Origin of the sequence: Salinisphaera sp., from assembly GCF_002729955.1 — a bacterium.
In the GTDB taxonomy this organism is placed as follows: Bacteria; Pseudomonadota; Gammaproteobacteria; order Nevskiales; family Salinisphaeraceae; genus Salinisphaera.
Map to the genome: position 1 here is coordinate 24,858 of NZ_PBYA01000042.1, position 13,850 is coordinate 38,707.

Consider the following 13,850-nt stretch of genomic DNA (forward strand, 5'->3'; position numbering starts at 1 on the left):
ATCCGCATCAGCCGACGGGTAACGCACTGGCGCCCCGTAGTGAAGCGTATCTATAAGCCATTTGTCGCCGTTCCTAACGTACGTTATATCGAGCGTGAATTGCTCGCCCGAACTGGCACAAACTAGCTTCACAATGCTTCTCTTTTCAGAAACAGAAATCACATCGTGCCGTAAAACTGAACCTATTTGATCTCCGAACCGCAAATTATTGCGGGCTACCTGGAGCGTCTTTAGCTTCCGCCCAATTTCTCGGTTATCGGTCAAGCCATCCAAATAAAACTCAATACTATCTCTGGAAAAAAATTTACTTAAGTGAGCGCCTTTATCTTGGAGCGCTTCCATATAGACCAAAAATGCGTCGTAAGGCGACTCTGATAGCACGACCTTGCCGTCGCTCGCCGCTCCCAACGACACGTGAAGTGCGACAACTGCAATTAATGCCAGTCGACATAGCGATAAATATCTCTTAAACATATCAACAGGCAGCCCACCGCTCTGGCGGTTTATCTACGAGTCTCGCCGAGCCATAGCCCTTGCGAATTCGAGACAATACAACCAACTCAAAAACTGCTACGGCAGGTCCTTGGAACCGCCGAGATCCGCTCGATTTAACAAAACCTGCTTCAGGATACCGCTTTCACGGACCAAGCCCACTGTATGGCAGTCGTGCCCCAGGCGCAGCCAGATACGACTGGCATGACCTACCTTTGCTATTTATGATGTCGAAACAGGCCGCGTGACGGAATGGGTTATGAGCTACAGAGCACTACTGTTCTTCGCATTACTCGCGAGTACGAGCGCTGACTCGATAGCCAGTTCGGAAACCACCTCCTATATACCGCAGGAGAAAATCGACGAATTCATCGTCTCCACGTTGGATTTGGCATCATTCCGAAATTCGCTCGGGCCCAGGCGCGAACCGGGTGACCACACATTCGCTGATCTCGGAATGGAGCCGACCAGCCGGGCTACAGATGGCGTTGTCTTCGAGTCGAACGACTGGCGATATCGTATCCAAGTCCTCGAGCGCGGTGATTTCAATCAGGATGGCATCGAGGATTTAAAGCTTTGCTTTCAGGATCGCGCCCTGGACGGCAGTTACAACGTTCAGACTCCACTGCTGGTCAGTCGATACGATTCGGCGGGGTATCTTGTCGCGCTCGCTTTCGATTTAATCGAAACCCCGGGCTGTAACCGAATCCACGAATGATCGGTTCGACAAATGCCAGTCAAAATAGATTACGACTTTTTGAGCGCCCGGGAGGGTGGGCGAAAGACGAAAGGGTATGTGCCGGCCGCCTCCTCCAGTAACAGCGGCGTTACGATCGCAACCGGCTTCGATCTGGGGCAACGAAACAAAAAAGATCTAAGGCTATTGAGTTTGAGCAGCCCGCTCATTAAAAAGCTCGAGCCATACCTGGGCTTGATGGGCTCGGATGCCGTTTCTTTTCTTTCCGAAACGCCGCTGACGATCACCTCGGCGCAGGCTTTACGCATCGATCGCGCCGTGAAAGCGATGCATCTGCGGCGACTCAAGAGCGCTTACAACTCGGTACCGGGCAATAAGAAACGCTTTGAGGAAATAATCCCGGCGGCGCAAACGGTCATTGCCTCCGTGTCATTTCAGTACGGCACAAACCTCTCTGTGCGAACACCGAAGCTCTGGGCTGCGGTTACCGCGCAGGACTGGCCCAAAACTGTAACGATCTTAAAGTCATTCGGCGATGCATATCCATCCAGGCGCAATTTGGAAGCGGCCCTGCTCGAAAAAGCAATCACCGGCCCGGGACAGTAGCACCGGAAGAGCCCTGAACGGAGCCGATGTAATCGACAGCAACGCACAATTACGCTTCCGATACATACCGGGCTTTCGCCTCGACCATAGTGTCCGCTTGGGCCTATAGGCGTTGCTTTATGGGAACGCTATGTGCCCCTGCGCAGCTACTCGACGGTCACGCTCTTAGCCAAATTCCGCGGCTGGTCGACGTCGGTGCCTTTGGCGACGGCGACATGGTAGGCGAGCAGTTGCAGCGGGATGGTGTAGGCGATGGGGGCCAGCGTTTCGTCGACGTGGGGCATGTCGAGCACGGTGATGCCGGGGCCGGTATCCAGGCCGGAGGCGGCGTCGGCGAATACGTAGAGCTTGCCGCCGCGGGCGCGGACTTCCTGGAGGTTGGATTTCACCTTTTCGAGCCAGTCGTTCTTGGGCGCGATGGCGATCACGGGCATCTTTTCGTCGACCAGCGCGAGCGGGCCGTGCTTGAGTTCGCCGGCGGCATAGGCTTCGGCATGGAGATAGGAGATCTCCTTGAGCTTGAGCGCGCCTTCCATGGCGATGGGATACATCGGTCCGCGCCCGAGGAACAGGGCGTGGTCCTTGTCGACGAACTCTTCGGCCAGATGGCGAATGGCGTCGTCGAGTTCGAGCACGCGTTCGACCGAGGTGGCCAGCTGATGAATATCTTCGGCGAGCGCGCGCCGGTCGTCGGCATCGCGTTCAAGCATGCCGGTGAGCAGCAGCAGGCACAGCAGCTGGGTGGTGAACGCCTTGGTGGAGGCCACGCCGATTTCGGGGCCGGCGTGCGTCATGAGTACCAGATCGGACTCGCGGGTGAGCGAGCTTTCCGGCTTGTTGCAGATGGCCAGTGTGGCCAGATAGCCGCCCTTGCCGGTGCCCAGCGATTTCGCATAGCGCAGGGCGGCGAGCGTGTCGGCGGTTTCGCCGGATTGCGATAGCGTGACGAACAGGCAGTTCTTGGGAACCACCGGATCGCGATAGCGGTATTCACTGGCCAGTTCGACATTGCAGGGAATACCCGCCATGGCTTCGAGCCAGTAGCGGGCCACCAGCCCGGCATGGTGGCTGGTGCCACAGGCGACGATATGAATGTATTCGACGCCGTCGAGCAGCTCTCGTGCTTCGGCGCTGATGCTGGAGGCGAAGATATCGTCGACGGACACCCGCCCCTGCCAGGTTTCGGCCAGCGCGCGCGGCTGCTCGTAGATTTCCTTGAGCATGAAATGGCGGTAGCTGCCCTTTTCCGTCGCCGAAAGCGACAGGCCGGATTCCTTGACCGGCCGTTCCACGGGCGCGCCGCTGCCATCGATAATCGTATAGCTTTCGTGGGTGAGCACCACGAGATCGTCTTCTTCGAGATAGACGAAATCGCGGGTGACCGGCAGCAGGGCCGCCACGTCCGAGGCCACGAAGTGCTCGCCGATGCCCACGCCCAGCACCAGGGGCGAGCCGCTACGCGTGGCGACCAGCGTATGCGGATCATCACGGCAGACCACGGCCAGCGCATAGGCGCCGTCGAGTTCGGCGACGGTGACCCGCACGGCCGCGGCGAGATCGTTGCTTTCGCCCAGATGGCTGTCGATCAGATGGGCGACCACTTCCGTATCGGTCTGGGAGGTGAACTCGTAGCCGGCCTGTTTCAGCCGGTCACGCAGCGGCTCGAAATTCTCGATGATGCCGTTGTGCACGACGGCGATACGGCTCGACGAGACGTGCGGATGGGCGTTGGTTTCGGATACGCCGCCGTGGGTGGCCCAGCGGGTATGGGCAATGCCGAGCACGCCGGGGCGCGGGGCTTCGGCAAGCTTGTCGGCCAGCGCCTGAACCTTGCCCACCGCGCGGGTGCGATCCAGCGCGCCGTCGTTGACCAGCGCCATCCCGGCCGAGTCGTAGCCGCGGTATTCGAGCCGTCGCAGGCCTTCCAGCAGGATAGGTTCGACATTGCGTTGCGCACTGGCACCGACAATTCCGCACATGGCGCTGATTCCTTTGTGATCGGCCGTGCAATGCCTGGCGCACGGCTTATCGGGTGATGGTTATGAGTGGCCGGGGTTGTTCTTGCGCGGGCGTTTCCAGCCGTCGATGCTGAACTGCTTCGAACGCGAGAGCGTGAGCGTATCGGCCGGCGCGGTCTTGGTAAGCGTGGTGCCGGCACCGATGGTGGCACCGCGCTCGACGCTCACTGGCGCGACCAGCTGGCAATCGGAGCCGATGAAGGCATCGTCACCGATAGTGGTGACATGCTTGTTGGCGCCGTCGTAGTTGCAGGTGATCACGCCCGCGCCGATGTTGACGTTGGCGCCGACCACGGCATCGCCCACATAGCTCAGGTGATTGATCTTGCTGCCCGCGCCGAGCCTGAGCTTCTTGGTTTCCACGAAGTTGCCGATCTTGGCACGGTCGGCCAGTTCGGTGTCCGGCCGCAGCCGCGCGAAGGGGCCGATCTGGCAGCGCGCGCCTACGTTCGCATGCTCGATCACGGTATGCGACAGCACCTGGGTATGATCGCCGATGGTGCAGTTGCGCAGCACGCAGTGCGGACCGATATGCACGCCTTCGCCGAGCACAACCTCGCCTTCGATCACCGCATTCACGTCGATCAGACAGTCGCGCCCGATATGCAGTGATCCCCGCAGATCGAAGCGCTCGGGGTCGCGCAGGGTCAGGCCCTGATCCATCAGCGCCTCGGCCTGACGGCGCTGGAGCAGGCGCTCGGCCGTGGCCAGATCGCGCTTGTCGTTGATGCCCTGGGTTTCCTCGATGCTGCCCGACTGCCCGGCCACGATCGACACGCCGTCGCCGGCCGCCATGGCAATACAGTCGGTCAGGTAGTACTCGCCCTGGGTGTTTTCGTTGGTCAGCCGCGACAGCCAGTCGCGCAGGTGACGGGCCTGGGCACAGAGCAGGCCGGTGTTCACTTCGCGAATATGGCGTTCGTCGGCGGTGGTGTCCTTGTCTTCGACGATGCCGACCACGCGGTTTTCGTCGTCGCGACGAATACGTCCATAGCCGGCCGGGTCATCAAGCACGACGGTGAGCAGCGCCAGGGCGTCGTTCGCGGCTGCGTCCACCAGGTGCGACAGGGTGGCCGCGCGTACCAACGGCACATCGCCGTAGAGCACCAGCACGCTGGCATCGTCGGGCACATCGTCGATCGCCTGGCGCACGGCATGGCCGGTGCCCAGCTGTTGCTGCTGGTAGACCCAGTTCACCTCAAGATAACCCAGCGCCGACTGAACCTGCTCCGCACCGTGGCCGTAGACCACGTGGATCTGTTCCGGATCGAGCGTTTGCGCGGCTTCCACCACGTGCTTGAGCAACGGCCGGTCGCCAAGCGGCTGAAGCACCTTCGGCAGCGCCGAACGCATGCGTTTACCCTTGCCGGCGGCCAGGACGACGATATGCAGACCCATAACTAGAACGATTCGACGGTTTGTTGGGGACTATACAGTCCGCAGCGAGTCCTGCGTAGGTGCGGCGGCCGGGCGTTCGCCCAGCCAGGCGCGCCAGGCCGAGGGCGCCTGTGCCCAGACCTGGGCATGCAGCCAGCGCATACGCTGCGGATCGGCCAGCAGGCGGCGCTGCTCATCGGTGCTCAGCACATCCGGGCCGTTATCCAGCGCGCGCTCGGCCAGCAGCTGGCGGTACTCGGAAATCACGCCGGTGAGCGAGCGATCATGACCCTGCATACCGATATGCAGGGCATTGATCACCGGGTTGACCACGGCTTCGGCAAACCCGGCCTCGGGCGCGGCCCCGGCCTCGAGCTCGACCACCCGCGCCAACTCGGGCGGCGCGTGACGCTCTTCGGGGATGAGCTGCAGGTCGTGGCGGCGCAGCCAGATACCCAGATCAGCACGCGAGGTGAGCACGGTAATCGCCGGCGCGATGATCAGCGGCACCAGGATGGGCGCAAGCCAGGGTGCGAAGCCGGGCGTGAACCAGAGCAGCAACGCGCCCCAGCCCAACGCCAGCAACATGCCCCAGACGTGAAAGCGCAACGCCCGTGACCAGGCCACCTGGGCATCGGCACGCTGCTGGCTGTCCCACTTCACCTGCTTGCCGATGAGCGTGGTGAACACAAAGCGCGTATGCGCGAGCATGCGGATCGGCGCGAGCAACGAGGTGAGCACGATCTCGATGAGCGTCGAGGCCACGAGATTGCCCACGCCGCCGAACTCGCGCTGCTTGCCCTTGGCCACGATCATCACCACGCCCAGAATCTTGGGCAGGAACAGCACCACGAGCGTGGCCACGAACAGGCTCACCGCCCAGATCGGCTGCCATACCGGCCAGGCGGGGAACAACGCCCCGGCCACCGGGAAATAATCCGGCGTACGTACCGCTTCCAGCACGGCTTCGGTGCTCGACAGCAGCAGGAACACGAACCAGATGGCCGCTGACGTATAGGCCATGACGCCGTTGGCGAACAGCGCTCGATGGGCGGGTGCGAGATTGTCGGAGAACAGCAGCCGGATATGCTGGATATTGCCCTGGCACCAGCGCCGGTCACGGCCGAGTTCGTCGAGCAGCGTGGGCGGCACTTCTTCATAGCTGCCGGGCAGGTCGTAGGCAATGAATACGCCCCAGCCGGCCCGGCGCATGAGCGCGGCCTCGACGAAGTCGTGGCTGAGAATATCGCCGGACAACGCACCGCGCCCGGGCAGCCGCGGCAGGGCACAGTGGGCCATGAACGGCTCGATACGAATGATCGCGTTATGGCCCCAGTAGTGGGCGTTGTCCAGATGCCAGAAGTGCAGCCCGGCCGCGAACATGCGCCCATAGACGCGGGTCGCGAACTGCTGCACGCGTGCCAGCACGCTGTCGCGATTCACCGCTGTGGGCGGCGTTTGAATCAGGCCGACGCCCGGATTGGCCTGCATGCGATCAACGAGGGCGACCAGCGTATCGCCGGCCATGATGCTGTCCGCATCGAGCACGATCATGTAGCGGTAGTGCCCGCCCCAACGCCGACAGAAATCGGCCAGATTCCCGCTTTTACGCTTCACCCGCGCACGGCGGCGACGATAGAAGAGCCGGCCGAAGGCGTCGAGTGCACGACAGCTTTCCGCCCAGGCGTTTTCTTCGGCAATGACGGTATCCGGCTTGACCGAATCGCTGAGCACGAAGAAATCGAAACCATCGAGCCGGCCGGTGGCTTCGAGCGATTCGTAGATCGCCCGCAGCCCGGCAAAGGTACGGGAGACGTCTTCCTCGTAGATCGGCATGACCACAGCGGTCCGCGCCTCGCCCTCGACGGGTGGCTTGCGCGGCGGCGGTCCGTTGGGCGGATCGCTGCGTACGAGATAGCGATCGCCGCGCCAGAGCACGAAAAAGCCCGACAAGGCCGTCCAGAAACCGACCAGGATCCAGGCGAACAGCATGAAGGCGGCGCCCAGGATGAACGCTTCGAGCACGGTCGCACCCCGATGTGGCAGCACCGTGGCCATATAGGCTGCCGCCCCGGCCGCCGGGAACGCCACCATCAGGGCCAGCAGAGTCTGGCGCCAACGCACTACGCCCTTGAGCCGGCTCGGCACCGACTTGGGCAGGCTGCTGCTGCGCCGCCCGAGCCAGGGCAGCAGCCGCCAGGGGCGACGATCGATATCTGCCGGCGACATCGGCCAGCGGTTGAGCGGCGGCATGGCCGCACTGCGCAACGCACCGGCGGTGGGTGGACGTGTTTCGGCGTCCTGGCTGAGCTTGGGGTAGCTGTCGTGCAGCCGGCCGAGCAGCTCGCGGTCGTCGTCTTCAAGCTCGGGCTCGGCGGGGGCTTTTTCGAGCTCGGCCTGAAGGCGTTCGAGTGCGGCGCCGCGATCGGCCGGCCGGGCCTCGAGCACGCGCGCACGCAGGGCACGCCGCCGGTCGTCCGACAGGCTCAAATAGGATAGATAGGCGTCGATCGCGTCGACGACCTCCGCCGCGGGATTAGAATCGCTCACGGTGATAGCGCATAGCTCCAGGTCTCGGTCAGCGCGCCGCCGTCAGCGCCGGCGAGATAGGCACGCAGTTCCAGCGGCTGCTTGAGCGAATCGGTGGGCACCAGAAACGTCAGGCGCCAGCCGCCGGTATGCGGATTGCGTACCGCTTCGATATTGTTGATGGTGGCATCGCGCATGGCGTTGACGCGCGGCTGCACGCTGGCGGGATCGGTGAGCTTGCCCAGCTCGCCGCCCTCGAATTCGATAGCCACCTGAAGGGTGTTGCGCGGCTGACCCGGCGTGACGGCGGCGCGGCCGATACGCGAGGCCGTGGTATGCGCAAGCGATGCCGGGCTCGCCAGCTCCTTGCCCCATCGGATGCTGTAGGCATAGTGCAGCCGGGCACCGGCTTCGACCGGATCGTCGGGCACCCAGTAGAGCGCGATATTGTCGTTGACTTCACTGTCGGAGGGAATCTGAACCAGCTCCAGATGCCCCTTGCCCCAGTCACCCTCGGGGGTGATCCAGGCATTCGGACGCTTCTCGTATTCGTAGTCCAGATCCTGATAGTGATCGAAGTTGCGATCACGCTGGAGCAGGCCGAAGCCGCGCACGTTGTCGGCCGAGAACTGGTTCATCGACAGCTTCTGCGGGTTGCGCAGCGGCCGCCACAGCCACTCGCCGTTGGTGGCGGAAATGAGCAGGCCGTCGGAGTCGTGGGCTTCGGGCCGATAGTCGTCGAGCCGGGCCAGGCTGTTCTCGCCCCACATGTACATGCTGGTCAGCGGCGCTACGCCCAGCTTGCCGATGGCCTTGCGGGTGAACAGGGTCGCCTCGACACGGGTGACGGTGGAATCGCCGGGGTTGATCTCGAACTTGTAGGCGCCGGCCGCGCTCGGTGAATCGAGCAGGGCATAGGCGGTCACCGTGCGTGCCTGCGGACGCGGGCGAACCAGCCAGAAGCTCACGAAGGCCGGAAATTCCTCGCCCTTGTCGCTGCCCGTATCGATGGCCAGCCCGCGTGCGGACAGGCCGTAATGCTGCTCGGCACCCAGGGCACGAAAATACGATGCGCCCAGAAACGAGACGATCTCGTCGAGCTTGCCGGGCGTGTCGAGCTCGTGCATGAACTTCAGCCCTGCATAGCCCAGATCGTCGGGAATACGTTTACGCAGGTCTTCGTTCGGGTACTCGAACCGGTTCTTGTCGAAACGAAATTCCCCCACCCCGTCGTCGGTGACGAGATGCATCTTCACCGGATGCACGTAATAGGAGCCCGGGTGATAGAACATCGCCTCGAAGGGCAGTTGCCGTTCGTGCCACAGCGCGCTATCAGGCTTGTACTTGATCTGGTCGAGCGCGGCGAAATCAAAGTCCTGCAGGAACTGCGGAATCTTCGACGGCTCCGAGTAGGGCTTCTTGGCGAGCGCCTCGGCCTGCTCAACGACCCGGTCGTAGTCGAATCGCCCGCTGGCTTGTGCGGCGTCGCCATCATCGGTGGTCTGCGCGCCGGCGTCGGGGTTGTCTTGTGGCTTGGACGCATCGGACGCTGCCGCGCTGGACTCATCCTGTGCTTTTGCCTTGGGCGCATCGGAAGCCGTCGCCTTAGGCTCGTCCTCTTTTGTTGGCTTGGGCGCGTCGGACGCTGTTTTCTTGGACTCGTCCTGTGCTGTCGGCTTGGACGCATCGGGCGTTGCCGCCTTCGACTCATTCTGTGCTGTCGCCGGCAGCGCGATCGCTGCGCCGATTACGACGAAACCGGCAAGCAAGCCGGCAGGCCAATGCCTTGTCATGTATCACTCCAGTGTGGGCCGGCCAACGCCGCCATGGTGCTACCGACCGCAGGCCGGGCAGGCGAGTTCCCCTTCGCGCATACGCAATGATAACCGATCAAAACGCAGGCCACTCTCGCGCGTGCGACTCAGCGGCGACGCTGCCAGGGCAGGCGCAGGGTTTCGGCCATGGTCCGAATGCCGGGCATGATGGCGCCGGTGCTCTGGGTGAAATTGAGCATCATCTGTACGTCGTCCCCCGCTTCCACGGTGGGCGCCCAGCCGGCCGAGAGATAGTTCACGCTCAAATCGATACGATCGCTGAGCTGCGACAGCCCCAGGTTCAAGCCGGCCCGTGCACCCCCCATCCCCGGCTGATAACGGCTGTCACCGAGCGCGAAGGTAGGCGAAAGCTCGGCCTGTAGCCCGCCGATATCCAGCCCGCGCGTGGCAGATAAACGCCACAGCCGCCCATCGACCGGCAGGTTCAGCGGCGCATCCATGCTCGCGTCGTACCAGCCCAAGCTGCTGTTCATGCGCCAATCGCGCCATTGCAGCGTCTGCGCCGCGATCTCCAGCGCCATGGGGTGACTGGCCGCCGCCTGCGCATCGGTTGGCGCGCCCAGTTCCGCGCGTATCTGCCACGGCCGGCCGATATCGGTGAGCCGGCTGTTGCGCGCGAGCAGGAAGGTCTGGGATACGGCCGCATCGCTTCGCAGCTCGGACGGCTCGTGCAGACGCAGGTCGTGGGAAAGCTGCCAGTCGCTGCCCAGCGGCCGGCTGGCCTGCAGCCCGAAGCCGTTATCGCCCGGCACGACCGAGCTGCCCAGGGCATCGAACTGTTCGTCCGCCTGGAAATAACTCAGGGTCAGGTCGTTGCGGCCCAGCGACTGCGCGAGGCCGATGCTCGCAGCCCGACCCCCAAGCACGTTGCCATCGTTCATGGTATTGCTGACCTGTGCGACTTCGGTCGACAGATCCGGCATATACCAGCGCCCCCCCAGATCGAGGCGGTGCTCTGCGCGCACCAGCGTCTGGCCACCGCCGAAGGCAGTGCCCTCGCCTTCGGTACGAATCGCGGCCGCCCGCAGCGTCGATGCATCGGTCGCACCGCCCTGCCACTGAAGGCCGCTGGTCAGATAGCGCTGCTGCGGCGTACTCAGGGCATCGACACCGAAGAACGCCTCGGCGCGGCCCAGCCCTTTTCTCACCTCCGACAGATCGACTTCCCGCTCTTCACCATGAATGGTGCGGTCGAAGGAAGGCGACATGAACGGCGAGATGGACTTTGTGGGCCCCGCCAGCGCGAGCGCCGGGCCCAAGAGCAGAACGCTCGTGGCGAGCCAGGCCGCGGTTCGGATTGCAAAGCGCTCTGACGGCATGCCGTTTACCGGAGCAGGAATTAGGTATCGCAGTGCAACAAGCTAGACGATTGCTGAAAATACGGCAAGTTAACCGTCGAACATCGTCTGTTGCATTAACTCGGCACAGCCGAGCGACTGCGACCTTTAAGGATTAGCGTCCGGCGCGAAGCTTCTTGACCATGGTCAGACGCGCGGCGGCTTCAGCAAGCTCGGCCTGCGCACGCGACACGTCGACGCGATCGTCGGCCTGTGCAAGATTCTCTTCGGCACGCTGCTTGGCTTTCTCGGCGGCGGCTTCGTCGATATCGGCCGCGCGTTCGGCGGTGTCGGCCATTACGGTTACGAGATGCGGCTGCACCTCCAGGATGCCGCCGGAAACGAAGAACTGAAGCTCTTCCTCACCTTCCTGCTGAATACGCACCTGCCCCGGGCGCATACGGGTGAGCAGCGGTGCGTGACGCGGGGCAATACCGACGTCACCCTCTTCCGCGGCCACGACCACCATGGTCGCCGATCCGGAATAGATCTGGCCTTCGGCACTGACGAGATCAACGTGTAGTTTCATATCGCTGCTCTAGGGAAAGGAAAAGACCGGCGCCGTTGGGCCCCGGTCATGCCTTGAACTCGGGCGCCGCTCAGGCCGCCTTCTTGCCCATGTCTTCGCCCTTCTTCACGGCCTCGTCGATGGTGCCGACCATGTAGAACGCCTGCTCGGGCAGATGATCGTACTCGCCGTCCACGATGCCGCGGAAGCCGCGAATCGTCTCGGACAGCGGCACGTACTTGCCGGGCGAACCGGTGAACACTTCGGCCACGAAGAACGGCTGCGACAGGAAACGCTCGATCTTACGGGCGCGGGCGACCGACAGCTTGTCTTCCTCGGAGAGCTCGTCCATGCCGAGAATCGCGATGATGTCCTTGAGCTCACGATAGCGCTGCAGGGTCTGCTGCACGTCGCGGGCGGTCTGGTAGTGATCGTTGCCGATGACGTTCGGGTCCAGCTGACGCGAGGTGGAATCCAGCGGATCCACGGCCGGATAAATACCGCGCTCGGCGATACCACGGGCGAGCACCACGGTCGCGTCCAGATGGGCGAAGGTCGTTGCCGGCGAGGGGTCGGTCAAGTCGTCCGCCGGCACGTACACGGCCTGCACGGAGGTAATGGAACCCGTCTTGGTCGAGGTAATACGTTCCTGGAGCAGGCCCATTTCCTCGGCCAGCGTCGGCTGGTAACCCACCGCCGAGGGCATACGGCCCAGCAGCGCGGATACTTCGGTACCGGCCAGCGTGTAACGATAGATGTTGTCGATGAACAGCAGCACGTCACGGCCTTCGTCGCGGAAGAACTCGGCCATGGTCAGGCCGGTCAGCGCGACACGTAGGCGGTTACCCGGCGGCTCGTTCATCTGGCCGTAGACCAGGGCCACCTTGTCGATAACGTTCGACTCCTTCATTTCGTAGTAGAAGTCGTTGCCTTCACGGGTGCGCTCACCCACGCCTGCGAACACGGAGTAGCCCGAGTGCTCGGCCGCGATGTTACGGATGAGCTCCATCATGTTAACGGTCTTGCCCACGCCGGCACCGCCGAACAGGCCGACCTTGCCGCCCTTGGCGAAGGGGCAGAGCAGATCGATGACCTTGATGCCGGTTTCGAGCAGCTCCTGGCTGCCGGCCTGGTCCTCGAACGTCGGCGGCGCGCGGTGAATCGGCGCGGTTTCGTCGGCGCCGATGTCGCCGCTGTTATCGATCGGATGGCCCAGCACGTTCATGATGCGGCCCAGGGTCTTCTGCCCCACCGGCACCGAGATCGGCTTGCCGGTGTTCTCGACCGCGGCACCGCGGGACAGACCTTCGGTCACGCCCATGGCAATACAGCGCACCACGCCGTCGCCAATCTGCTGCTCTACCTCGAGCACGAGATCTTCGCCGCCCTCGACCTTGAGGATCAGCGCGTCGAAAATTTGGGGCAACGATTCGCGATCGAATTCCACGTCCACGACCGGGCCGATGATCTGTACGACTTTACCGCTACTCATATCCGATTCCTCACCTGGGCAGCGTCGGCTGCCGAACTGTGTCTGGTGTGTCTTGCCTGCAGGGCGCTACGAAACTGCCGCCGCGCCGGCCACGATTTCAGACAGCTCTTGCGTGATCGCTGCCTGACGCTGTTTGTTGTACTCAAGCTGAAGGTCGTCAATGATGTCACCCGCGTTGTCGGAGGCCGACTTCATGGCGACCATGCGTGCCGCCATCTCACAGGCGACGTTTTCGACCACGCCCTGATAGACCTGGGCTTCGACGTAGCGCACCAGAATCGATTCCAGCAGTTCCGGCGGCTCGGGCTCGTAGATGTAGTCCCAGTGGTCCGGCAGCTCTTCGTCTTCGTCCTCGGGCACCGGCAGCAGCTGCTGGATATCCGGGCGCTGGGTCATCGTGTTGACGAATTCGTTGCCCATCAGGAACAGGCGGTCGATATTGCCTTCACGATAGTCGTCGAGCATGACCTTGATCGTACCGATCAGGTCTTCCAGATGCGGCCGATCGCCGAGATCGGTGACCTCGGCCTTGATGTCCTTGATACGACGGAAGAAGCTCGCGGCCTTGCGGCCAACGACCACGATCTCGACCGGGACGTTCTTCTTGTCCCACTCGCGCAGTTCGGCGAGCACCTTGCGGAACAGGTTGATGTTCAAGCCGCCGCACAGGCCGCGATCGGTCGACACGATGATCATGCCGACACGCTTGGCCTCGCGCTCCACCATGAACGGATGCTTGAAGTCCGGATTCGCCTGGGCCAGATGGCCGATCGTGCGCCGAATCTTCTGGGCATAGGGCCGTGACGCTTCGACACGCTCCTGAGCCTTGCGCATCTTCGACGCCGCGACCATTTCCATGGCCTTGGTGATCTTCTGCGTATTCTCTACGCTTTTGATCTTGCTTTTGACTTCCTTGCCGCCGGCCATCAGTTGACTCCGTTGGTGGACTCAGGAACGCG

General features: G+C 62.8%; 10 protein-coding genes. 2 read left to right on the plus strand and 8 right to left on the minus strand.

Features of this window, described 5'->3' with window-relative positions; all coding sequences use genetic code 11:
- Positions 1 to 751 precede the first annotated feature (751 nt).
- Both CMN27_RS11850 and CMN27_RS11855 read left to right on the plus strand, forming a co-directional pair.
- Positions 752 to 1,210 (plus strand): hypothetical protein, encoded by a 459-nt coding sequence (locus tag CMN27_RS11850; RefSeq protein ID WP_293626686.1) that lies wholly within the window; start codon positions 752 to 754, stop codon positions 1,208 to 1,210.
- 12 nt (positions 1,211 to 1,222) lie between these two features.
- Positions 1,223 to 1,795 carry a pesticin C-terminus-like muramidase gene (locus CMN27_RS11855; protein ID WP_293626688.1) on the plus strand — a complete coding sequence of 191 codons (573 nt, stop codon included), beginning with the start codon at positions 1,223 to 1,225 and terminating at the stop codon, positions 1,793 to 1,795.
- A gap of 146 nt (positions 1,796 to 1,941) precedes the next feature.
- Here CMN27_RS11855 and glmS read toward each other — a convergent pair whose 3' ends face one another.
- The 8 genes from glmS to atpG form a co-directional block, all read right to left on the minus strand.
- Positions 1,942 to 3,774 carry a glutamine--fructose-6-phosphate transaminase (isomerizing) gene (gene glmS / locus CMN27_RS11860; protein WP_293626689.1) on the minus strand — a complete coding sequence of 611 codons (1,833 nt, stop codon included), beginning with the start codon at positions 3,772 to 3,774 and terminating at the stop codon, positions 1,942 to 1,944.
- A 60-nt stretch (positions 3,775 to 3,834) separates the two neighbouring features.
- Positions 3,835 to 5,211, minus strand: a complete 1,377-nt coding sequence (gene glmU / locus CMN27_RS11865; protein WP_293626691.1) for a bifunctional UDP-N-acetylglucosamine diphosphorylase/glucosamine-1-phosphate N-acetyltransferase GlmU — start codon at positions 5,209 to 5,211, stop codon at positions 3,835 to 3,837.
- Between the two features lie 30 nt (positions 5,212 to 5,241).
- The gene (mdoH, locus tag CMN27_RS11870; protein ID WP_293626693.1) at positions 5,242 to 7,740 is read right to left on the minus strand and encodes a glucans biosynthesis glucosyltransferase MdoH; all 2,499 of its coding nucleotides are present in this window, start codon (positions 7,738 to 7,740) and stop codon (positions 5,242 to 5,244) included.
- The gene (locus tag CMN27_RS11875) at positions 7,737 to 9,512 is read right to left on the minus strand and encodes a glucan biosynthesis protein (RefSeq protein WP_293626694.1); all 1,776 of its coding nucleotides are present in this window, start codon (positions 9,510 to 9,512) and stop codon (positions 7,737 to 7,739) included. The genes mdoH and CMN27_RS11875 overlap by 4 nt, the downstream gene beginning before the upstream one ends.
- A gap of 128 nt (positions 9,513 to 9,640) precedes the next feature.
- Positions 9,641 to 10,762 carry a hypothetical protein gene (locus CMN27_RS11880; protein ID WP_293626695.1) on the minus strand — a complete coding sequence of 374 codons (1,122 nt, stop codon included), beginning with the start codon at positions 10,760 to 10,762 and terminating at the stop codon, positions 9,641 to 9,643.
- Between the two features lie 244 nt (positions 10,763 to 11,006).
- Positions 11,007 to 11,420, minus strand: a complete 414-nt coding sequence (locus CMN27_RS11885) for a F0F1 ATP synthase subunit epsilon (RefSeq protein ID WP_293626696.1) — start codon at positions 11,418 to 11,420, stop codon at positions 11,007 to 11,009.
- 70 nt (positions 11,421 to 11,490) lie between these two features.
- On the minus strand, positions 11,491 to 12,891 hold the full coding sequence (gene atpD, locus CMN27_RS11890; RefSeq protein WP_293626697.1) for a F0F1 ATP synthase subunit beta: 1,401 nt from the start codon (positions 12,889 to 12,891) through the stop codon (positions 11,491 to 11,493).
- Between the two features lie 66 nt (positions 12,892 to 12,957).
- A complete protein-coding gene (gene atpG, locus CMN27_RS11895; protein ID WP_293626699.1) occupies positions 12,958 to 13,818 on the minus strand; it encodes a F0F1 ATP synthase subunit gamma in 861 nt (286 codons plus the stop codon).
- Positions 13,819 to 13,850 lie beyond the last annotated feature (32 nt).

Coding starts and splice junctions, on each gene's coding strand:
- atpG (WP_293626699.1), bottom strand. CDS start 13,818: ATGGCCGGCGGCAAGGAAGTCAAAAGCAAGATCAAAAGCGTAGAGAAT.
- glmU (WP_293626691.1), bottom strand. CDS start 5,211: ATGGGTCTGCATATCGTCGTCCTGGCCGCCGGCAAGGGTAAACGCATG.
- CMN27_RS11855 (WP_293626688.1), top strand. CDS start 1,223: ATGCCAGTCAAAATAGATTACGACTTTTTGAGCGCCCGGGAGGGTGGG.
- CMN27_RS11875 (WP_293626694.1), bottom strand. CDS start 9,512: ATGACAAGGCATTGGCCTGCCGGCTTGCTTGCCGGTTTCGTCGTAATC.
- CMN27_RS11885 (WP_293626696.1), bottom strand. CDS start 11,420: ATGAAACTACACGTTGATCTCGTCAGTGCCGAAGGCCAGATCTATTCC.
- atpD (WP_293626697.1), bottom strand. CDS start 12,891: ATGAGTAGCGGTAAAGTCGTACAGATCATCGGCCCGGTCGTGGACGTG.
- CMN27_RS11880 (WP_293626695.1), bottom strand. CDS start 10,762: ATGTCGCCTTCCTTCGACCGCACCATTCATGGTGAAGAGCGGGAAGTC.
- glmS (WP_293626689.1), bottom strand. CDS start 3,774: ATGTGCGGAATTGTCGGTGCCAGTGCGCAACGCAATGTCGAACCTATC.
- CMN27_RS11850 (WP_293626686.1), top strand. CDS start 752: ATGAGCTACAGAGCACTACTGTTCTTCGCATTACTCGCGAGTACGAGC.